This window comes from Bradyrhizobium sp. TM102, from assembly GCF_009176685.1.
Classification (GTDB): domain Bacteria; phylum Pseudomonadota; class Alphaproteobacteria; order Rhizobiales; family Xanthobacteraceae; genus Bradyrhizobium; species Bradyrhizobium ottawaense.
In genome coordinates, this window is sequence record NZ_AP021855.1 from 6,980,143 (window position 1) to 7,001,466 (window position 21,324).

Genomic DNA, 21,324 nt, shown 5'->3' on the forward strand with positions numbered 1-21,324 from the left:
GCGAGGAGCTCTTGCGACGAAGCAATCCAGGCTGCCTGCGCAGAGACAGTCTGGATTGCTTCGCTACGCCCGCAATGACGAGTGGAGAGAGGGCGCGGCCTGAATGAAGCGCCGCAACCGTGGAGACAGCCCTCACCCCAACCCTCTCCCCGTAAGGACGGGGAGAGGGTGTGAGAGAGTGCGGTCCCTGACTAGGCCAGCTGGATCAAGCCGCGTGTTGATGCGCGGCGATGATCTGATCGGCGGCGCGGCCCGTGACTTCGGCCATGTGGTCGAACTGGCGGGTGAAGCTGCCGGCGCCGGCAGTGGCCGAGCGCAGCTCCACGATCAGTTCGCCAATCTCGGCTTCCGGCATCATGGCGCGAACGCAGTCCCAGCCGCCCCAGCCGTCACGCGTGTCGAAGCCGAGGATCTGGCCTCGCCGCGCCGACAGGATCGCGTTGATCTTGGCGGTGGCGTCGGTCGGACAGACGATCTCGACCACGTGGATCGGCTCCAGCAGCACTGACTGACAATGCGGCAGGCCCTCGTTGAGTCCGATCCGCGCCGCCGTGCGGAAGGCGAGATCGGAAGAATCGACGCTGTGATAGGAGCCGTCGGTCAGCGTCACCTGCAAATCGGTGACGGGGAAACCGAGCGGACCTCGCGTCAATCCGTCGACGACGCCTTCTTCCACCGCGCCGATGTAGTTACGCGGCACGGCGCCACCAACGACCTTCTCGGCGAACTTGAAGCCCTCGCCGCGCGGCAAGGGCCTGATGTCGAGCACGACGTCGCCGAACTGGCCGTGGCCGCCGGACTGCTTCTTGTGGCGGCCGCGCTGGACGATCGGCTTGCGGATGGTCTCCTGATAGCCGATGGCGGGTGGATGCGATGTGATCTTGACGCCGAAGCGGTCGCGCAACCGCTCGCCGGCGACGCGCAAGTGCATCTCGCCCTGTCCCCACAGCACGGTGTCGTGGGTCTGGGCGTTCATCACGATGACGAGCGACGGATCCTCCTCGTGCAGCCGCGTCAGCGCCTGGCCGAGCTTGACGTCGTCCTTGCGGTCGGTGGCCGCAACCGAGATCGCGAGCACCGGCGGCGTCGGCTCCGGGACCGCGAGCGCCGCAGGCGGGGTCTTGCCGCTCGAGACCGTGTCGCCGGTCTTGACCGGATCGAGCTTGGCGAGCGCCACCGTGTCGCCGGCTTCGGCTGCGGCACGCTTGGTGTCGTAGGCGCCGTTGACGGCGAGGATGCCGGAGATGCGGCCCGCTCCTCCCGAAGCGGATTGCAGCGTGGCGCCGTCGTCGAGATGGCCGGCGAGCAGCCGCGTCAATGACAGTTTGCCGCCATGCTGCGAATGCAGCGTCTTGAACACGAAGCCGAGCGCGTCCCTGGTCTCGGGAACGCCGAGACGTTTTGCGGTCTCCGCTATTCCCGGCGCCTCGTGACGCAGCGCCTTCATCAGGCGCAGCACGCCGTTTTCGCGCGCGGCTGCCCCTAACAGCACAGGGCAGATCACCCCTTCGCGCAATTCGCGGGCGAGATCGTCGAACACGGCATCACGCGGCGGCTGGATGTCTTCGAGCAGCTGCTCCATCAGTGCGTCGTCGTGATCGGCGAGCTTCTCCAGCATCGAGAAGCGGGCTTCCTTCTCGCGATCGAGATTGCCGCCTTCGAGCGCGACCACCTCGGAGGCCTTGTGCTCACGATAAATGAAGGCGCGTTCCAGCGCGAGATCGACGAAGCCCTCGATCAGCTCGTCCTTCCAGATCGGGATCTGGCGCAGCACCAGCGGCACGCGGGAGGCGGGCTGCAGCATTGCGAGCGACTCGCGGATGCGCTGGCTCGCGCGGTCGATCTTGTTGAGGAACAGGAAACGCGGGATCTTCAGCTCCTCCAGCTCGCGCAGGATGATCTGAAGCTGCGGCAGCTTCTTCTCGTCGGCCTCGCAGACCACGATCGCGGCATCGACCGCGGGCAGCGCGGCGCGCATGTCGTGGGCAAACTCGACGGAACCGGGACAATCGAGGAAAGTGTAGCTGTCGCCCATGAAACTCGTGGTGGCGGCAGTGAGCCCGACGGTCATCTTGTGATGACGGGCCTCGGGCGCAGCGTCGCCGACGGAAGTTCCGGCGTCGACACTGCCGGCACGCGGGATTGCGCCCGTTCGCGCCAGTATTGCTTCGAGAAGTGTGGTTTTACCGCTTTGGAAAGGGCCCACCAGCGCGATGCACCGTGGACCTCGGGGACTTCTGACGTCTTGTCCCATTCGCCGCCTCCTTGGTGTGGAGCTCGGCCCATGATTGGGTCGGCAATCGCGGATGCTCTGCCCGTCCCCGAGATTTGGCAAGCATCAAACGTCGCTGCGGTGCGTCGTCGATTAGACCAAGTCTTAACAGTGGTGTTCCACCTCTTCCCGCTGGGAAGAGGTGGAGCAGCACCACCCGCCCGGCGCGCGATCAACGGCCCGGACGAAGTTCCAGGCTCTCGAGGCCGGCGGCAATGTTGAGGCCAACCTGGCCCTGCACGCTGAGCGGCTGGAGCGCGATCGAATTGTTGGAGCCGCCGACCAGCACGTTACCCCCCAAGCCGACACCGACCGAGGCGCTGCCCTGCGCACCGGCATAATTGCCGGAGAGGTCGCCGGGGCCGAGCCGGTCGACCGGCGCGAACACGCCCCACGCCAAAGCCGTCTCCTGGGTGATGCCGATGTCGAGACCGACTTTGCGGATGGTTGCGACGTAACGATCGTCGGGCAGACCGTCGGCGCGCAGCACGCAGCCGAGATGGGTCACCGATCCCACGATGAAGCCGACGCTGGCGCCGCCGCGGCATTCGAGCACGCCGACCCGCGCCATCCGCTGCTGCGCACTGCCGCTCACGCTGGAGGCAACGAGGCTGGCGGCGGCGAGCCCGGCGAAGATGAACGAACGGCGCATGAAATGTCTCCGGCGATGAAGTGATGCGAGCAGAGAAGGCGCACTGCACGCTGCGCGATGGTCTATGCCACAAGTGCGTTGTGGGTGCCAGATCGCAGGCGGTTAGAATCGAGCTTGTGGAGAGAGCCCCTCACCCCACCCTCTCAGGGCGAGCTTTGCTCGTCCCGCCCCCGTGAGAACGGGGCGAGGGAGTGAGAGAGCGGCGCGCCCCTCGCCCAAAGCCAATCAAACTTCAATCGCGCGTGGCGGGCGTCCTAACCTCTCCCCGCTCTTCAGCGGGGAGAGGTCGGATCACATCGCAGATGTGATCCGGGTGAGGGGCATGGCAAAATGTCGGCCAGATCAATCGTCCATCCAACTCCACTTATCGAACACGCATAAAAAAGGCCCGCACGAAGCGGGCCTTTTCAATTCTCGTTGCGACGGTCTCAGCGCAGATTACCGCAGAAGCGCTGGATACGTTTGCAGGCATCTTCGAGGTCCGAGGTCTTGGTCGCGTAGGAGATGCGGAACGCCGGGCCGAGGCCGAAGGCCGAACCCTGCACCACCGCGACGCCTTCGGTCTCAAGGAGCTCGGTGACGAAAGTCTCGTCATTGTCGATCACCTTGCCCGACGGCGCGGTCTTGCCGATCGTGCCGGCGCAGGACGGATAGACGTAGAAGGCGCCCTCGGGACGCGGGCATTCGATGCCCTTGGCCTGGTTGAGCATTGAGACGACGAGGTCGCGCCGCTCCTTGAACACCTTGTTGTTGGCGGGGATGAAGTCCTGCGGACCGTTCAGAGCTTCCACCGCGGCCCATTGCGCGATCGAGGACGGGTTCGAGGTCGACTGCGACTGGATGGTCGACATCGCCTTGATCAGCTGCGCGGGACCGCCGGCATAGCCGATGCGCCAGCCGGTCATGCAATAGGCCTTCGACACGCCGTTCACGGTGAGTGTGCGGTCGTAGAGTTTCGGCTCGACCTGCGCGACCGTGGTGAACTGGAAGTCGTCATAGACGAGATGCTCGTACATGTCGTCGGTCATCACCCACACATGGGGATGCTTCACCAGCACGTCGGTGAGCGCCTTCAGTTCCGAACGCGTGTAGGCGGCTCCCGTCGGGTTCGACGGCGAGCACAGGATCACCCATTTCGTCTTCGGCGTGATCGCGCGCTCGAGCGCCTCGGCCTGGAGCTTGAAGCCGGTCGCGGCGGTGCAGACCACCGGCACCGGCTCGCCGCCGGCGAGTGCCACCATCTCAGGATAGCTGACCCAGTACGGCGCGGGAATGATCACCTCGTCGCCCGGATTGATGGTCGCCATCAGCGCGTTGTACAGCACCTGCTTGCCGCCGGTGCCGACGATGATCTGGTTCGGCTTGTAGGCAACGCCGTTCTCGCGCTGGAATTTCGCGATGATCGCGTCCTTCAGCTCGGGAATGCCGTCGACCGCGGTGTACTTGGTCTTGCCGGCCTCGATGGCGCGGATCGCGGCCAGCTTGATGTTGGCGGGCGTGTCGAAGTCGGGCTCGCCGGCACCGAGGCCGATGACGTTGCGGCCCGCCGCTTTCAGCGCGCGTGCTTTATCCGTGACCGCGATGGTCGCGGACGGCTTCACACGGTCGAGCGCAGCGGCAAGGAAGGACATCGTCATCTCCTGACAAGCGTCGAAAAGCCCTGGGCCTCACGACTCTGATTGTGGGAATGAGATACCCTAAAACGTGTGCCGCTGCGCCGCAAGAAACTTCGGCCCGATCTCGGAAAAACTTACGGATCTGGAGTGGTTCAAGCAACGATTCCAAGCAATTTTCCGCAACTTTACCGCGCGAATCGCTCATATCCCGGAAAGCTTGTCCTCGGAGCAATTTTGCGTGTTGCGCGCTCAAGCTCCGTCATGGCCGGGCATAGCCGCCCGAAGGACGGCGTCGCTCTCCGCTCGCCTGTGTCCCGGCCATCCACGCCTCACCGCGGCACGACGAACGTGGATGCCCGGGGACAAGCCCGGGCATGACGGCACACTGGATTGCACTGGATTGATGACAGCGCTCTTCCCCAATCGCTCGCCCTGCGCACGATCGCGCGAGCCAAGCGCTCGCATGCTGACGCAAGCGTGATCTGATTTGCATCGTCGCGCGGAAATGATCTTTCGCGGCGTTGCAGTGCGGTAGGGATTTCGAGTTTTTCTATTGGCCGGCCCTTGCGGCGGATTCGCATCGGCATCATTGTTTAGCCGCCTCGCGCGGCAACGAGCGACGCGCGTCCCCGTCTTCCGGAATCATTCTCAGAATGTACAAGCTCTATTCGATGCAACGCTCGGGCAACAGCTACAAGGTCCGCCTTGCGCTGGCGCTGCTCAACGTGCCTTACGAAGCGATCGAGGTGGACATTCTGCGCGGCGAGAGCCGCACGCCGGACTTTCTGTCCAAGAACCCGTCGGGACAGGTGCCGCTGCTCGAGGTCGGAGACGACCGCTTTCTCGCGGAGTCCAACGCCATCCTCTGGTACGTCGCCGTCGGCACGCCACTCGCGCCGGAGAACCGCATCGACCGCGCCGAGGCGCTGCAATGGATGTTCTTCGAGCAGCACGCGCTGGAGCCGAACATCGGCGCCGCCTATTTCTGGCTATCATTGGTCAAGGGCGGCCGCGACCTCCAGACCCATTCGCTGGAGGACTGGATGGAGCGCGGCTATGGCGCGCTCCAGGTGATGGAGAACCACCTCAAGACCAACGCCTATTTCGCCGCGCGCCAGCTCACGGTCGCCGACATCGCATTGTACGGCTACACCCACCTCGCCGACCGCTGCGACTTCGACCTCCAGGCCTTCCCGGCGATCCGCGACTGGCTGAAGCGGGTGGAAGCGGCGCCAGGCTTCGTGTCGATGGATTGGCGGCCGGCCGACGTCGACGACCCCGCCAGCATTGCCGCCGGCGCCTGAGCGCGCGCTCTGGCGAATAGCGGGTACAAGGGCAACATTCGCCGCAATCCCGCCATTTTCCGCGCGATAGCCGCCGCAATATTGCCGGTTGAAACTGGGAAATTGTGGAAAGTCGCGGGTGATTCGCTCGCGCGTTGAAGGATTTAGACCATGATACGGGCGTCCGGCACGGCAGGCTTTCAGGGCCATCCCGCTACCGTCGCGTCTTCCCGGCTGACCAACGCGGTCGCGGCCTCGCTCGCCGTCGCCGCGCTCTCGCTGTGCCTGATCGTCACCCTGACGGTGCTGTCGACCAAGGCGACCATGGCGATGGGCCTGCCGGTCTGATTCCCGTTTCATCCTGGTCCAGCCTTCAAGGCGCCGCGTGCCCCGCGCCTTCAGGCATCGCGACAGGACGTCGATGAAATCACCCGTGGTAGTCGTTGCAATCACACTGACTGCGGCCATTTTGGTCGCGGCGTCGCTGTTGATTGTCGTCACGCGCAAGGGCCCGGGGATTTCGACGCTGAATGCGCCGGCGCTGCAACAGCCCCTCAAGCACGCCCACTTGGTCTAAAATCATCCGAAAACCTGAAGCTTGCACGCAAGCGGGCCTTAAACACACCGCGGGAAAACGTATCGCGGTGGCGCAACGATCAGTCAGTGTTGCGACGTTACCTCGTTCGGGAGGAGCGAGACGGGTCCATGCGGTTCGGATGGCGTGCGATCTCCGGTCCGGTGCTGATGGCAGCAACCCTGCTGCCGGCGATGCTTTTCGATCGCTTTCTCCCCACTACCTCGCCCGTTCCGCTGCTCGTCGGCATCGTGGCGCTCGCCGGCGCACTGTCGGGTCTCGCCTCCGCGATCACCAGCGCGGCCGTCGCGGTGATCGGTGCGGCGCTGCTCCTCCTCGGCCGCCACGGCGTTTCCGGCTTGACCATCACCGATCTGGTCCAACTCGGCCTGCTGGCGATCACGGCTGCCGCCACCGCCGGCATCACCGGCCTGATGCGCGAGCGGCTGCTCGGCACGGTCGCGGCCGAGCGCCGGAGCCACGCCACGGCGGCACGGCTGTCGGCCGCGCTCGACCAGGTCGATATCGGCATCGTGCTGCTCGATACCGAGACGCGGGCCGAGTTCATCAACCGCGCGTTTCGCGATTATTTCGCGGTGCCGGACGAGATCGCCGACGGCAAGCCGCCCTTCATCGCCCTGATGTATCATGGCCGCGACACCGGCGCGTTCGAGCTGCCCGAAGACGAGCTCGGCACCTTCATCGCGCAGCGCATGGAGATGGTGCGCATCGGCGATGCCACGCCGATCAACATCGCCTTGCGCACCGGCGAGGTGTTGCGCTTCGTCTGCGCCGCGCTGCCCGACGGCGGACGCATGCTGAGCTACACGCCGGTGACCGATCTCGTCCGCCACACCGACGCGCCCTCACGCGCCGACTACTACCGCTCGCTGCGCGATCCCACGGGCCGCAGGCTGATCCGGCATCTGCGCGCCGCGGAGTGATGCGACTGGCGATTGATCGGCACGCCCGTCATCACGTATGAAGGACGTCCCATCGATCGCAGGAATTCCACATGTCGCTCACCATTCGCGCCGTCACCAGGCAGGACTACGATCAATGGCTGCCGCTGTGGGACGGCTATAACGCCTTCTACGGCCGTTCCGGCCCGACCGCGCTGGCGGGCGAGATCACTGCGATGACGTGGCAGCGTTTCTTCGATGCCTATGAGCCGGTACATGGGTTGGTCGCCGAGAGCGAGGGCAAGCTGCTCGGCATGACGAACTACCTGTTTCATCGCAGCACCACCGCGATCGAGCCGTCCTGCTATTTGCAGGACCTGTTCACGCTGGAAGCCGCGCGCGGCAAGGGTGTCGCCTCGGCGCTCATCCACGGCGTGTATGAGCGGGCGAAACTGGCGGGATCGCCACGCGTCTATTGGCAGACGCACGAGACCAATCTCACGGCACAGCGCCTGTACGACAAGGTCGCGGAGCGTTCCGGCTTCATCGTCTATCGCAAGCTGTTCTGATCCCCGCCCGCACCCTGTGGATAACTCCGCCTGTCACCCGCCCGTAACATAGCGGGGCTACGCTGCATTTGCGTCTGATCAGGCCCCCCGTCACCGATCAAGCGCCCCAAGCGGTCCCCGTCAGTCGCCGCGTCTGACAGGGGCCGCATTTTTTTGTCCGCCTTGTCAGCATGGCAGCAGCGCGGCGCGCGCCTTGCTGCTGCGGCGCACGATGGTCACAATGAGTGGCTGCTCTCTCTGACAGGATCTCCCATGGAAATTCGCAATCTCGGCGCCTCCGGCCTTCGCGTGTCCGCGGTCGGGCTCGGCTGCAACAATTTCGGCCAGCGCACGGATCTGGAGACCTCGCGCAAGGTGATCCATCGCGCGCTCGACCTCGGCATCACGCTGTTCGACACGGCCGACATCTATTCGAACATGGGCGGCTCGGAAAACGTGCTCGGCGCCGTGCTGGGCGACCGCCGCAAGGACATCGTGCTGGCGACGAAATATTCAAAGCCGATGGCGGAGGACGGAACCAAGCAGGGCGCCTCGCGCCGCTACATCATGGACGCCGTCGAAGCGAGCCTGAAGCGGCTGAAGACCGATTACATCGATCTCTATCAGCAGCACGACTATGACCCGCTGACGCCGATCGAGGAGAGCCTGCGCGCGCTCGACGATCTCGTCCGCCAGGGCAAGGTCCGCTACATCGGCAATTCCAACTTCCCGGCCTGGCGCGTCGCTGAAGCCGAGTACGTCGCGCGCGCGATGAATGTCAGCCGCTTCGTGTCGTGCCAGGACGAATACAGCCTCCTGGTGCGGGACATCGAAAAGGACCTGCTGCCGGCAGCGCAGGAGTACAAGCTCGGCCTTCTGCCGTTCTTCCCGCTCGCCAGCGGACTCCTGACCGGCAAGTACCGGAAGGGCGAGGCCGCGCCCGACGACACCCGCTTCGGCAAGGTGGAGCGGCTGCGCGACCGCTACGTCACACCGCGCAACGAGGACATCGTCGAGAAGCTCCAGGCCTTCGCCAAGGCCCGTAGCCACAGCATGCTAGAGCTCGCCTTCTCCTGGCTCGCCGCCCGCCCGCAGGTGTCCAGCGTGATCGCCGGCGCCACCCGTGTCGAGCAGATCGAGCAGAACGTCAAGGCGATCGCCTGGAAGCTCAGCGCGGATGAGATGGCGGAGATCGACAAGATCACGCTGGGCTGACGTTCGAAGCGCGGCGCTACTTCGCCACGGTCTGAATCACCTCAAAGCCTTCGAACTGGGGATGGCCGAGATAGAGCGGCTTGTTGTCGCCTGCCTTGTGGTGCGCGGCCCGAAACGCTTCGGACTTGGTCCAGGCGTCGAACGCGGCATGGTTTGCCCACACGGTGTGCGAGGCAAAGAGCGTGTGGTCCTCGAGCTCGGGGCCGCGCAGCAGATGGAATTCGACGAAGCCCGGCACCTTGTCCAGATGCGTATCGCGGCCGAGCCAGACCTGCTCGAAGGCGGCCTCGGAGCCCTTGGCGACACGGAAGCGGTTCATGGCGATGTACATGGGGATGGTTCTCCTGATGCTGCACCATTATCTCGTCATTCCGGGATGCGCCGCAAGGCGCAGCCCCGGAATGACGGCGCGTGGGGTTAGGCGACCAATCCCTTCATCGGCCGTGCTCCCGCACTATCCGGGAACACCGTCTCGGCCAGCACGCGATCGGACAGGCCGAACTGGCCCTGCAGCACGCCCTTGATCACGGAGCGAAGATCGGTGGTCGGCTTGAGATCGCGAGCTTCATACAAGTTCGCGAGCTTGAGGCCCGGCCAGTCGGAGATGATCCGGCCGCCTTTCACGGCGCCGCCGGCGAGCAGCGCGATCGTCCCGGTGCCGTGATCGGTGCCGTCGGTGCCATTGATGCGCGCGGTGCGGCCGAATTCAGTGGCGACGATGACGACGGTGTCGCGCCAGCGCTCCCCCAAACCGCTTTGGAATTCGGCGAGTGCGCCATCGAGCCCGCCGAGCAGGAAGGCGAGACGACCGACCGGGCCGCCTTCATTGGCATGCGTGTCCCAGCCGTCGAAGGCGAGCGCGGCGATGCGCGGGCCATCGTCGGCCGCCATCAGCTTCGCAGCGCCGCGCGCGACCTGGCGCATCTGCACCACCGCATTGCCGGGTTTTGGCTTCATGTCGTCACCGCTCGCGGCCTTGTCGAGCTGAAGGCCTTGCGACAAGGCCATCGCCAGCGCGGGATCGCGATGACGGTAGAGATCGACGAGGCGCATCGCGGTGTCGTCATCCGCCTGCGGCAGCGGCACCGGCGCCCAGCCGACGGTCGGCGCGTTTCCGCGCAGCACCAGCGGCGTGGTAGGCCCGACCGCAAGAGCGCTCGATACGCGCTCGCCGCGCGGCAGCGCTTCCAGCGCGCGATTGAGCCAACCGGACTGCACGCGGCCAGGCCCGGCATAACCGCTCTCCAGCACGTCCTGGCCGTCGAAATGCGAGCGGTCGCGATAGGGGGTCGCCACCGCATGGATCACCGCAGCGTACTTGTCGCGATACATCCGCGCGAATTCCGGCATCGCCGGATGCAGGGCGAAGAAGGAGTCCAGCATGATCGCGGGATGCGCGCCGTCCGCGGCCAGCGCGATCGAGCCGTGCAGGCCGGCATAGTCAGGGTCGCCGATCGGCGCGACGGTCGAGAGACCGTCGAGCGCGCCGCGCAGGATCACCACGAGCAGCCGGGGATCGCGCCCATCGGCGGCGCGTGCGAATTTCGGCAGGTAAGCCCAGGCCGCGAAGGAGGCGCCGCCGAGCAGCAGGCCGCGGCGCGAGGTGAGGAGCCGGTTCTCGACGCAGTCGACCATCATCATCTCCTCTGCATTTCCGGCGACATCAAGAGCAGCGCCAGCGCCTGCTGGCGCGACTCCGCGCGCTCGATGGTCCGGCGCGTTTCGATCGAGGCCGCATCCGCCGCCGCGAACTCCAGCAGATCCAGCGGATCGATGTTGGGCCCGAGCCGTGCGCCCATTTGCGCGGCGATATCGAGCCTGAGCTTCATGCCCTCGGGCGCGGCCCATGCAGCGCTGGTATCGGGGAAACCATTGGGGCCGGCCGGCGACCACAGCGGCTGTCCAAGCAGATTGAGATTGTTCAGATAGGCGCCGGGATCTTCCGGGACGCGCGCGAGCAGCCGGCCGCTCGCGACGAGGAAATCGTAAGGGCTGCGCATCTTGGTCAGCGGCGCCGTCCACGCCTCGTCGGAATCGACCAGCGCCGCGGCAAGCGCCTTGAGGTCGCCGTCGGTCTTGACGAAGAGTTCGCGCAGCCGCGCCACCAGGCCCGGCGGCGGATCGTCGGCAACGAAGTGGCGAACGAACTTGGTCGCGATGAAGTTCGCGGTCGACGGATGGCGCGCGATGTCGGCGAGCGCGGCCTCGCCTTGCGCGAGACCCGTCGCCTCGTAGCTCTTGCCGAGCAGCATCTGCGCGCCGGGCTGGTGCGCATTGGTGTTGAACACGAAGGAGCCTGGTGTGCCGAGCTGCCCCTGCCGTCCGGCAAAGGTCCAGCCGGTGATGATGCGCGCGAGCGAGGTGACGTCCTCCTGCGTATAGCCGCCACCGACGCCGAGCGTATGCAGCTCCATGATCTCGCGCGCGAGATTCTCATTGAGCCCGCGCTTGCGATTCTGGCCTGCGCGCGAATCCGGCCCCAGCGATTGCTGGTTGTCGAGGAAGAACAGCATCGCCGGATGCTGCTCGACCGCTTTCAGCATGTCGGCGAAGCGCCCGAGCACGTGCGGCCTGATCGCCTCGCGCTCGAACACGCCGGCCCAGATCCGCGCCAGCTCGCCCTTCGTCGCGGAAATGCAGAAATGGTTGGACCAGAACGCGACGAGACGCTCAGTGAAGCCGCAGGTGGCCAGCGTCGCGCGCTGCAGGCGCGCCAGCGCTTCGGTACGGAAGGTCTTTTGAATCACGTTGAGCGGCTGCGGGGCCGGCTTTGCCGCCGGCGGTGCAGCCGCATTGGGCTGCATCGCGTCCGGCTTTGCCGCATTGTCCGCCGGCTTGGTCTCCGTCATCTGGCCGGCGACCTCCGTTGCTGCCGCATTCAGCGAGAGATTGCGGCGGAGCCCGGGCTTCTGTTCGGTCGGCGCAGGCGACGGCGTCTCGGCGGGCGCGGCGGCCTTCGCCGCTTCGCGCGCCTGCCTGACCTGATCCTGATAGGCGAAGACGGCCTGCCCGAGTTGCTGCGTCGATTGCAGACCGGGCGCCTCCAGCAGCACCCCGCTCGCACGGACCAGCTCTGCCTTCACGAAACCGCGCGGATCGGAGGCTGCGTTGATGAGATCTCCGGACGCGCCGCCGCGCGCGCCGAAGCCAAAACGGTTGAGCGCGACGAGCGCGGCTTGCGAATCGCGGGCCATCGATTTGTCCTTCGCGTGCCGGGAGCCGCTTTCGGAGTCCGCGCGCGACGCCTAATATACCGCAACGACCGATGAACCCGACATGAAAATCACGGCGAAGCTTCGACGCAAATCATGACAAATCCGAAAGAATCCCCGCCGCCGGAACCGCGCCGCCTCGCCTGCGCGCGCTGCGGCACCGAATTCGGCTGCGACCTCTCGGGCACCTGCTGGTGCGCGGAGGAAACCGCGAAGCTGCCGATGCCGGTCGAAGGCGAGGATTGTTTATGCCGGGAGTGTTTGCGCAAGGCAGCGGCGGGAGCGAGCGCGGCGGCTCGTTAACCGCGAGAGGATCACCGCACCCTCCCTGTCGTCCCTGGAACGCAGGGACCCATAACCACAGGGAGAGGTTTGGCGAAGACTGGTCGTCCGGTACATCGACCATCCGCGCTCGAATAGATCACGCGGTATGGATCCCCGCGTTCGCGGGGACGACGTCGGAGAGACGGTACCTTACACCTCATGCCCCGGCGATTTCCGCGCCATGCCGTCGAACGCATCGAGCAGTGTCTCGCGCCAGGCATAAATGGGATCGTCCGCCTCGAGCAGCTTGAACGGGCTCACCACGCGCGCCCACTGGAAACCGCCGAACACGATGTAGTCGGCGTAGTTCGGCGCGGCGCCGCCGAGATAGGGCTGCTTCTTCAACGTCTGCCGCATCACTTCCAGCGACTTGCGGAAGGCGACCACGCCGATGTCGCGGCTCGCCATGACCTCTTCCAGGCTCTTGCCGCCAAAGCGCGCCTCGCGCGACTTTCGGAAATAGGCAGCGTCGACCTCGGCGAGATTCTTCGGGATGTCGGCAACGATCAGCGGAAAGATGCCACCGACCACGGCGATGTCGCCGAAGGCGTTGATCATGCGCGCCATGGCGCGGCCGCCCTCGCCGCCGAACAGCGACGGACGGTCCGGGAAATTGTCCTCGAGATAGGTCGCGATCGTCCAGGAGTCGACGACGGGCTTGTCATCGTGCAACAGCACCGGAACCTTCTCCGACCCGTGCGGCGCGAGCGCGCTCTTCTCGGTGAAGCGCCAGGGCAGCGATTCCGCCGCGAGGCCCTTGTGCGCCAGCGCCATCCGTGTGCGCCAGCAATATGGGCTGAAGGGACGCGAGGCGTCGGTGCCGACGAGTTCGAAGAGTCTGAGTGACATGGCTGATCCAGCTGCTGTGATTGGCGATCAGAGTAGCCGTCATGCCGACGAGCGCAAGCAAGCCGTCTTGCCGCCGGTGTCGGGGTGTGACCGGCGACCGGCTGCCTCGCCCCTGCCGGATTTGGCCACGGCTTGTTGAGCCGGCACCGGATTGGACCTAAGCTTGGGCATGTCCAAGATCCGATACAGGAGGCGTTGCAATGACCAGGACCATTCAACGGCGCGATTTTCTCTTGGGCTCGGCGGCACTGGCCGGAGCTGCGGCCGCCAACGCTTTCACCTGCGTCGAGATCGCGAGCGCTGCCCCGATTGCCGTTCCGACCGTCGACAAGCTCTCGATCCGCGTGCTGGTGGATTCGAGTTTCGACCTGTTCTTCCGTCCCAAGCAGATCAACGGGGTCTCCATCACTCCGGCTGCACGCGGCGGTGATTTCCGCAAATCGCTCCACAATGAATGGGGCCTGTCGCTTTGGCTGGAATCCGAGGGCGGCGGCAATCAGCGCACGCTGATGCTCGACTACGGCTACACGCCCGACGTGCTGCTCAACAACATGGCGTTGATCGGCGTCGATCCGGCCAAGCTCAACGCGCTGATCGTGAGCCACGGCCACTACGATCATTTCGGCGGCTTGAACGGCTTCCTCGACAAGTTCCGCGACAGGCTGCCCGCCGACCTCAAGCTCTATGCGGGCGGCGAGGACAATTTCTGCCATCGCGTCACCCCGACGCCGACGCAGGGGCAATTCGCCGATTTCGGCACCCTCGACCGCCGGCAGCTTGCGGCGCAGAAAGTCACGACCGTGCTGTGCGAAACGCCGACCGTCATTGCGGATCATGCCTTCACCACCGGCAAGATCACCCGGCGCAGCGGCGAACGCGTACTGCCGAACACGCTCGTCGAGTTCGGCATCAAGGACGGGCTGGGCTGCAATGTCGGCCACTATTTGCCCGCGGAAATGGAGGGCAAGATCGTGCCGGACGAGCACATTCACGAGCACGCCACCTGCTTCAACGTGCGGGATCTCGGTCTCGTCGTGATCTCGTCCTGCGGCCATGTCGGCATCGTCAATTCGGTGAAGCAGGCGCAGGAAGTGTCGGGCGTCCAGAAGGTGCACGCCGTCGTCGGCGGCTTCCATCTCGGCCCGGCGCCCAGGAACTACCTCACGCAGGTCGTGAGCGAGATCAAGGCGCTCAATCCCGACGTCGTGGTGCCCATGCATTGCAGCGGGCTCAACTTCGCACAGGAAGCCAATGCCCAGATGGAGGGCAAGGTGGTGGTGACGACGACAGGCAGCCGTCTCACCTTCGGGCTGTGATGCGGCTCGCCAGCGCCTGGCTGTACGTGATGCTGACGCTCGCCTGCGCGGCAGCGGCGCAGGCGCGCTCGGCCGCCGAGACGATGGACATCCTGATGTGGAATCGGGAGCCGGTCGGCGGACCGTTCCAGTTGATCGACCAGACCGGCAAGCCGCGCAGCGAGGGCGACTTCCGCGGGCGGCTGATGCTGGTCTATTTCGGCTTCACCCATTGCCCCGACGTCTGTCCGACCGACCTGATGGCGATCGGACAGGCGCTCGAGCAACTCGGACCGGACGCAGAGGCCGTGCAGCCCGTCTTCATCACGCTCGACCCCGAACGCGACACGGCCGAGCATCTTGCCGAATATGTGCCGCTGTTTCATCCGCGGCTGCTCGGGCTCACCGGCAGCTCCGAAGCGATCGGAGCAGCGGCAGAGGCCTACAAGGTCTATTTTGCCAGGATTCCGATCGGCAAGGGGGCCAACGACTACACGGTCGACCACACGTCCTTCATTTATCTCATGGACCGCGACGGAAAATATCTCGGCTTCTTTCCCCCGGGCACCTCGGCCGAGCGCATGGTCGAGATCATCCGGCCACGGCTTGCGGTGCCTACGCGATAGCACTCCGGCGAGAGCCGTCGAAAGCGACGCGCTCACCGCCCGTTGGCGCGCAAGAACCTTTCGCCACCTTCCGTCACCGCGATGACGAGGCCAAGGCCTGCAATGGTCTCGCGCGCGACGTAGCCCCGATCGGCGGCGTCTTCCCAGATGGTGAGGCGCGGGCACGAGGTTTTCCAGGTCGCGATCACCTCGGCATAGGCGCGCGGCTCGCGCGCGACCCATTCGACGAAGTCCAGCACCAGCGGATCGGCGCTACAGCTCATTGCAAACCTCCCTTGTCGAAGGCGGCCAGCACCGGTGTGCGCACCATGAGCCAGCAGCCATAGGCGATGTAGTAGCAGGCAATCGTGGTGATCAGCTTGTTCGACCAGGCCACGAACTGCTGGTCGGTCATGGCTTCGAGGATGCGCCGCGCCAGTGTGGTGCCGAGCATCGAGGCAAGGATGGCGACGCCGGCGAGCACGGGATCGAGGCTCGCCGCCTGGTCGATGATGCCGCCGAAATAGACGAGCTTGGTGAAATGGCTGACGAGCTGGCACATCGCCTTGGTCGCGACCTTCTCGCGCCGGCCGAAATCGCCGCCGAGGAAGAAGGTGTCGAGCAGCGGACCCGACACACCGGTCATCAGCATCAAGCCCATGCAGATCGTGCCATAGACGGTGCCCTGCCAGAGACGATCGGGGTCCGGCTTGATGTTCGACGGCAACAGCCGCGCCATGAACGGGGTGATGCCGAGCAGCAGCAGGGCCATCGGCTTGTCCGGCACGTAGCGCGTGATCGACCAGGCCGCGAGCGCGACGGCAGCGCCGACCATATAGTTCGCGACCGGCCGCCAGCGGATATGCGCGCGCCATAGAAGCGCGCGCCAGCCGTTCGAGGCCATCTGCGTGATCGCATGCAGCACCATCGCGGTCGGCAGCGGCATCAGTGCCAAGAGCACGCCGATCAGGATCAGCCCGCCCGCCATGCCGAACAGTCCCGACAGGAACGCGGTGGCGACCATCAGCAATCCGAGGGCAGCGATCATGATGGGCGTCACGTGGGGAATCTCCGGTGGTGGGGCCGTTGAGCAGGGCACGCAGGCTGCTTCACTCCCTCGCCCCGTTCCTACGGGGAGAGGGGGGTGAGGGACCGCTTCCGCAGTCACGCTGCCCCGCGGAGACTCCCCCTCACCCGCCGCGCTTTGCGCGTCGGCCTCCCCCCGCAAGCGGGGAGCGGCGAAGGGAACGTGCCTCGCTTGCCCCTTCCGCGCAAACTGAGTTATCTTGGCCTGGCATCAGTTTTCCTGAGGGTCTTGCATAAGGGTCCTGCCTTTGCGGCGTCTGCTGTTTCTCAACGGCATCAAGGCATTCGAGGCGGCGGCGCGGACCGGCAGCTTTGCCGCCGCCGGGCTCGAGCTCAGCGTATCGGCGGCCGCCGTCAGCCGCATGGTGCATCTGCTGGAAGAGCGGCTCGGCGTAGCGCTGTTCGAGCGCAAGGCCAATCGCCTGGTGCTGACGCAGGCCGGCCGCGCCTATCAGAGCGGGCTGACGCCGATCTTCGACGCGCTCGCCAGCCTCACCGCTCAGGTGACGGCGCCGGCAAGCGTCCGCGTGCTCACGATCGGCGTCGGCCACACCTTTGCGATGCGCTGGCTGATCCCGCGCCTGTCGGAGTTTCGCAGCGAAGAGCCCGACATCGAGGTGCGCTTCACCACCGGCGGCGCGTCGGTACCGTTCGGCGAGGACTGGAGCTGCGGCATCAAGCTCGGCACCGGCGACTGGCCTGGTCTCGTCGCCGAGCCCCTGTTCGCCGGCGATCTCACGCCCGTCTGCGTGCCCCGCCTCGCGAGCGGCCTGAAGCGCCCGGCCGACCTGAAGGGACCGAGCCTGATCCGTGTCGAACATTCGCCGGAGGACTGGCCGATCTGGCTGAAAGCCGCGAACCTCACCCGCATCAATCCGCGCGGGCCGGAGTTCCAGTTTTATGGGCAGGCGCTGCAGGCCGCCGCCGACGGGCTCGGCATCGCCATGGGCATCCGCCCCTATATCGACGACGACCTCGCCGCCGGCCGGCTGGTCGCCCCGTTCGACCTCTCGGTGCCCAAGGGCATGCGCTGGTACCTGCTCTATCGCAGCTTTCAAACCGAGCACCGCGACTTTGCCGCGTTCCGCCGCTGGATCATGCGCGCGGCCTCGGAACCCGCCGCCCGCCCGGTCAAGCGGACGGGCCGTGTCGCCGCGCGGAACTGACGCCCGAGGCAAAAAAGCCTGCCGCTTGTGAACGGCTTCACATTCCGGAATCCGCAAACGTGGTCCCCTGACCCTCCGAAAAGAAACGTGGGACCGACAAGAATGACGACCCTCTACGACGGCTTTGACATTGAATCCTTCGAGGCTGGCAAAGGCCTCTGGCACGCCCGCATCCGCCGCGCCGATCTCAGCCCCGTCGCCATCGACGGCGTGCTGTTTCCGGCGATGGAAGTCGGTTTCGCCTGGCCCGATCAGAACGCCGCGATCGCCGACGCCAAGCACCACATCGACCGCTTCCGCCGGCGGGCCGACAGCGACGACGAATAAGCGAGCCGGACGGCAAGCGAACCAGGGCAACAGCATAAAGGGGGGAACCGGGTCATGTCAGTCATCGAAATCGAAGACGCGCCGCGGCCGAGAATTTATGCCCGCAATGTGCTGTCCAACTGCCCGGAATGCGACGGCGATCTCACGGTGCTCCGCGTCATCGGCGGCCGCGCAGGACGCGAGTACTGGACCATGCGCTGCACCGATTGCGGCGGCATCCATCTCGACATCCTCAAGCCGCATCAGGCGGGCGAGGACGACGAGGGTCCGCTGCCGACCGCGTAGGGCCGAGGCTGCTGCCAACCTGCTGTCAGCAGGCTGCATGAGGACGGTCATTCACCCTTTATCGGGAGGCGGACTCATCCCATATTCGGCTCATGGCGAAGAAACCTGCTCCCCCAAAATCCCCTAAATCCAAAGCTCCGAACTCCAAGGCACATCGGCCCGACGTGCAGCCGATCGGGCCGGCCCTGGCCGAGCTGCTCAATCCCGCGATCAATCGCGGCGACGCCGGACTTGGCTCGGGCACCGGCCTGCAGCCGCCGCCGGACAATTCCCGCGACCGCCGCTGGGGCGGCGAGGCCGCGGCCCATCGCGCGCGGGCCTCGACGCCCAAAGACCTTCAAAAGCAGTTTCCGCAGGATAGTGCGCGGCCGATGCCGCTGCGGCCCAACCCGCAGCCGCCGGGCGCCCGGCAATCCACCGAGGTTGGTGGGCTGGAAGAAGCGCCGCAGGCCAATTACGGAACCGCGGCCACGATCCCGACGCTCGATCCGGAACTGGCGCGGCAGCTCGGCCTGCCCACCGAGGAGGACGATGCCGAGGCGCTGGCGCGTCCGCCGCGCAACAAGATGGAGGCGCTCGGCGTCAAGGCGACCGCGGAGGCGCTGGAGTCGCTGATCCGCGAGGGCCGGCCGGAGTTCCGCAAGAACGACGGCTCCACCAAGGTATGGACGCCGCACCGGCCGCCACGTCCGGAGAAGTCCGAAGGCGGCGTGCGCTTCGAGATCAAATCGGAATACCAGCCCAAGGGCGACCAGCCGACCGCGATCGCCGAGCTGGTCGAAGGCGTCCAGCGCAACGACCGCACCCAAGTGCTGCTCGGCGTCACCGGCTCGGGCAAGACCTACACGATGGCGCAGGTGATCGAGAAGACGCAGCGCCCCGCGCTGATCCTGGCGCCGAACAAGACGCTCGCCGCCCAGCTCTATGGCGAGTTCAAGAACTTCTTCCCCGACAACGCGGTGGAGTATTTCGTCTCCTATTACGACTATTACCAGCCGGAAGCCTACGTCCCGCGCACCGACACCTATATCGAGAAGGACTCCTCGATCAACGAGCAGATCGACCGCATGCGCCACTCGGCGACGCGCGCGCTGCTCGAACGCGATGACGTCATCATCGTCGCCTCGGTGTCCTGCATCTACGGTATCGGCTCGGTCGAGACCTATACCGCGATGACTTTCGCGCTGAAGAAGGGCGAGCGCATCGACCAGCGCCAGCTCATCGCCGACCTCGTCGCCTTGCAATACAAGCGCACCCAGGCCGATTTCACCCGCGGCACCTTTCGCGTGCGCGGCGACGTCATCGACATCTTCCCGGCGCACTACGAGGACCGTGCCTGGCGCGTGAACCTGTTCGGAGACACCATCGAGACCATCGAGGAGTTCGATCCGCTCACCGGCCACAAGCAGGACGAGCTCGAATTCATCAAGATGTACGCCAACTCGCACTATGTGACGCCGCGCCCGACGCTGGTGCAGGCGATCAAGTCGATCAAGTCCGAGCTGAAGCAGCGGCTCGACCAGCTCCACGACCAGGGGCGCCTGTTGGAAGCGCAGCGGCTGGAGCAGCGCACCACTTTCGACCTCGAGATGATGGAGGCGACCGGAAGCTGCGCCGGCATCGAGAACTATTCGCGCTACCTCACCGGACGCCGCCCCGGCGAGCCGCCGCCGACGCTGTTCGAATACGTCCCCGACAACGCGCTGGTGTTCGCCGACGAGAGCCACGTCACCGTGCCGCAAATTGGCGCCATGTTCAAAGGCGACTTCCGCCGCAAGGCGACGCTGGCCGAATACGGCTTCCGCCTGCCGTCCTGCATGGACAACCGCCCGCTGCGCTTCGAGGAGTGGGACATGATGCGGCCGCAGACCGTCGCGGTGTCGGCGACGCCGAGCGGCTGGGAGCTGAACGAGAGCGGCGGCGTGTTCGTCGAGCAGGTCATCCGCCCCACGGGGCTGATTGATCCGCCCGTCGACATTCGCCCGGCCCGCACCCAGGTCGACGACCTCGTCGGCGAGGTCCGCGCCACCGCGCAGGCCGGCTATCGCTCGCTGATCACCGTGCTGACCAAACGCATGGCGGAGGACCTCACCGAATATCTGCACGAGCAGGGCATCCGCGTCCGCTACATGCATTCCGACATCGACACCATCGAGCGCATCGAGATCATCCGCGACTTGCGTCTCGGCGCGTTCGACGCGCTGGTCGGCATCAACCTCTTGCGCGAAGGCCTCGACATTCCCGAATGCGCGCTGGTCGCGATTCTGGATGCCGACAAGGAAGGCTTTTTGCGCAGCGAGACCTCGCTGATCCAGACCATCGGCCGCGCCGCGCGCAACGTCGATGGCAAGGTGATCCTCTACGCCGACCAGATGACGGGCTCGATGGAGCGCGCCATCGCCGAGACCAACCGCCGCCGCGAGAAGCAGGTCGAATACAACACCGCCAACGGCATCACGCCGGAGAGCGTGAAGAAGCAGATCGGCGACATCCTCAACTCCGTCTACGAGCGCGACCACGTGCTGATCGAGGTCGGCGGCCACGACATGACCGACGACGTCATCTCGATCGGCCACAACTTCGAAGCCGTGCTCGGCGACCTGGAAACGCGGATGCGCGAGGCCGCAGCCGATCTGAACTTCGAGGAAGCCGCGCGCCTGCGCGACGAGGTCAAACGGCTGCGCGCCACCGAGCTCGCCGTGGTGGACGATCCCACCGCCAAGCAACGCACTGTGCAGGGCAAGGCCGGCGCCTATGCCGGCAGCAAGAAGTACGGCGACGCCGCGAATTTACCGGTCAGCGCCATGAAGAAGAAGACCGTGGGCTCCGCGCTGAAAGCCAGCGGCGGCGGTAGCGGTTCGAAGGTCCACAAGCCGCATCTCGACGAGATGCACGGCCCGGAATCGCTGCCCTATCGCGAGAACCGCGCGCTGCCGGCAAAGCCATTCGGCGGCGAGAGCCGGATTATTCAGCCGACGGACTCGCGGCAGTCGGGACCGGAGTTTGGGCCGGCGCCGAAGTCGACGGGCGGGATGCCCGGGCGGCGGGGTGGGTGGAAGAAGAGGTGATTGTCCGACACTGCGGCAGGGGTTGATCGTCGGCAAGCGAGACTC

At 65.8% G+C, this 21,324-nt stretch carries 22 protein-coding genes; 13 read left to right on the forward strand and 9 right to left on the reverse strand.

Translation table 11 applies throughout. From position 1 onward, the window contains the following. Positions 1–205: 205 nt before the first annotated feature. The 3 genes from GDN70_RS32945 to GDN70_RS32955 form a co-directional block, all read right to left on the reverse strand. A complete protein-coding gene (locus GDN70_RS32945; RefSeq protein ID WP_028140526.1) occupies positions 206–2,254 on the reverse strand; it encodes an elongation factor G in 2,049 nt (682 codons plus the stop codon). Between the two features lie 190 nt (positions 2,255–2,444). Then, on the reverse strand, positions 2,445–2,924 hold the full coding sequence (locus GDN70_RS32950) for a DUF992 domain-containing protein (protein WP_028140527.1): 480 nt from the start codon (positions 2,922–2,924) through the stop codon (positions 2,445–2,447). A gap of 428 nt (positions 2,925–3,352) precedes the next feature. Beyond that, positions 3,353–4,555: a pyridoxal phosphate-dependent aminotransferase gene (locus tag GDN70_RS32955; protein ID WP_026201996.1), complete on the reverse strand. Its 1,203-nt coding sequence runs from the start codon at positions 4,553–4,555 to the stop codon at positions 3,353–3,355. A gap of 638 nt (positions 4,556–5,193) precedes the next feature. On the opposite strand from GDN70_RS32955, the gene GDN70_RS32965 reads away from it, so the two are divergent. The 6 genes from GDN70_RS32965 (at position 5,194) to GDN70_RS32985 (ending at position 9,062) form a co-directional block, all read left to right on the forward strand. Then, entirely contained in the window at positions 5,194–5,844 is a 651-nt protein-coding gene (locus GDN70_RS32965) for a glutathione S-transferase family protein (protein WP_028140528.1), read from the forward strand. 150 nt (positions 5,845–5,994) lie between these two features. Next, entirely contained in the window at positions 5,995–6,171 is a 177-nt protein-coding gene (locus GDN70_RS35315) for a hypothetical protein (RefSeq protein WP_018318299.1), read from the forward strand. 73 nt (positions 6,172–6,244) lie between these two features. Then, the gene (locus tag GDN70_RS32970) at positions 6,245–6,400 is read left to right on the forward strand and encodes a hypothetical protein (protein WP_092255007.1); all 156 of its coding nucleotides are present in this window, start codon (positions 6,245–6,247) and stop codon (positions 6,398–6,400) included. Between the two features lie 128 nt (positions 6,401–6,528). Further along, complete coding sequence (locus GDN70_RS32975) at positions 6,529–7,341, forward strand: PAS-domain containing protein (protein ID WP_152103564.1); 813 nt, start codon at positions 6,529–6,531, stop codon at positions 7,339–7,341. Between the two features lie 71 nt (positions 7,342–7,412). Then, entirely contained in the window at positions 7,413–7,868 is a 456-nt protein-coding gene (locus GDN70_RS32980) for a GNAT family N-acetyltransferase (protein WP_038971122.1), read from the forward strand. Between the two features lie 252 nt (positions 7,869–8,120). Further along, entirely contained in the window at positions 8,121–9,062 is a 942-nt protein-coding gene (locus GDN70_RS32985; RefSeq protein ID WP_038971123.1) for an aldo/keto reductase, read from the forward strand. Between the two features lie 16 nt (positions 9,063–9,078). Here GDN70_RS32985 and GDN70_RS32990 read toward each other — a convergent pair whose 3' ends face one another. The 3 genes from GDN70_RS32990 to GDN70_RS33000 form a co-directional block, all read right to left on the reverse strand. Next, positions 9,079–9,393 (reverse strand): antibiotic biosynthesis monooxygenase, encoded by a 315-nt coding sequence (locus GDN70_RS32990; protein ID WP_038971124.1) that lies wholly within the window; start codon positions 9,391–9,393, stop codon positions 9,079–9,081. 86 nt (positions 9,394–9,479) lie between these two features. After that, on the reverse strand, positions 9,480–10,697 hold the full coding sequence (locus GDN70_RS32995; protein WP_038971130.1) for a DUF1501 domain-containing protein: 1,218 nt from the start codon (positions 10,695–10,697) through the stop codon (positions 9,480–9,482). Positions 10,698–10,699: 2 nt separating this feature from the next. Beyond that, entirely contained in the window at positions 10,700–12,256 is a 1,557-nt protein-coding gene (locus GDN70_RS33000; RefSeq protein WP_038971125.1) for a DUF1800 family protein, read from the reverse strand. A gap of 114 nt (positions 12,257–12,370) precedes the next feature. Between GDN70_RS33000 and GDN70_RS35645 the strand changes: the two genes are divergently transcribed. Then, positions 12,371–12,577, forward strand: coding sequence for a cysteine-rich CWC family protein (locus tag GDN70_RS35645; RefSeq protein ID WP_038971126.1), 207 nt, complete (start codon positions 12,371–12,373; stop codon positions 12,575–12,577). 171 nt (positions 12,578–12,748) lie between these two features. On the opposite strand, the gene GDN70_RS33010 is transcribed toward GDN70_RS35645, so the two are convergent. After that, entirely contained in the window at positions 12,749–13,447 is a 699-nt protein-coding gene (locus tag GDN70_RS33010; protein WP_038971127.1) for a glutathione S-transferase family protein, read from the reverse strand. Positions 13,448–13,647: 200 nt separating this feature from the next. Between GDN70_RS33010 and GDN70_RS33015 the strand changes: the two genes are divergently transcribed. Then, on the forward strand, positions 13,648–14,763 hold the full coding sequence (locus GDN70_RS33015; protein ID WP_038971128.1) for an MBL fold metallo-hydrolase: 1,116 nt from the start codon (positions 13,648–13,650) through the stop codon (positions 14,761–14,763). Between the two features lie 29 nt (positions 14,764–14,792). Then, positions 14,793–15,368 (forward strand): SCO family protein, encoded by a 576-nt coding sequence (locus GDN70_RS33020; protein WP_240536302.1) that lies wholly within the window; start codon positions 14,793–14,795, stop codon positions 15,366–15,368. A gap of 32 nt (positions 15,369–15,400) precedes the next feature. Here GDN70_RS33020 and GDN70_RS33025 read toward each other — a convergent pair whose 3' ends face one another. Together GDN70_RS33025 and GDN70_RS33030 are read right to left on the reverse strand one after the other, a co-directional pair. Beyond that, positions 15,401–15,631, reverse strand: a complete 231-nt coding sequence (locus GDN70_RS33025; protein WP_028140188.1) for a hypothetical protein — start codon at positions 15,629–15,631, stop codon at positions 15,401–15,403. Continuing rightward, positions 15,628–16,407, reverse strand: coding sequence for a sulfite exporter TauE/SafE family protein (locus GDN70_RS33030; protein ID WP_038971129.1), 780 nt, complete (start codon positions 16,405–16,407; stop codon positions 15,628–15,630). Before GDN70_RS33030 ends, GDN70_RS33025 begins: the two co-directional genes overlap by 4 nt. 274 nt (positions 16,408–16,681) lie before the next feature. On the opposite strand from GDN70_RS33030, the gene GDN70_RS33035 reads away from it, so the two are divergent. From GDN70_RS33035 to uvrB, 4 genes are all read left to right on the forward strand, one after another. Next, a complete protein-coding gene (locus GDN70_RS33035) occupies positions 16,682–17,599 on the forward strand; it encodes a LysR substrate-binding domain-containing protein (RefSeq protein ID WP_028140186.1) in 918 nt (305 codons plus the stop codon). A gap of 102 nt (positions 17,600–17,701) precedes the next feature. Then, a complete protein-coding gene (locus GDN70_RS33040) occupies positions 17,702–17,926 on the forward strand; it encodes a hypothetical protein (protein WP_018318312.1) in 225 nt (74 codons plus the stop codon). Positions 17,927–17,980: 54 nt separating this feature from the next. Continuing rightward, positions 17,981–18,211: a hypothetical protein gene (locus GDN70_RS33045; protein ID WP_095424825.1), complete on the forward strand. Its 231-nt coding sequence runs from the start codon at positions 17,981–17,983 to the stop codon at positions 18,209–18,211. 92 nt (positions 18,212–18,303) lie between these two features. Continuing rightward, entirely contained in the window at positions 18,304–21,279 is a 2,976-nt protein-coding gene (gene uvrB / locus GDN70_RS33050; RefSeq protein WP_152103565.1) for an excinuclease ABC subunit UvrB, read from the forward strand. The last annotated feature ends 45 nt before the right edge of the window (positions 21,280–21,324 follow it).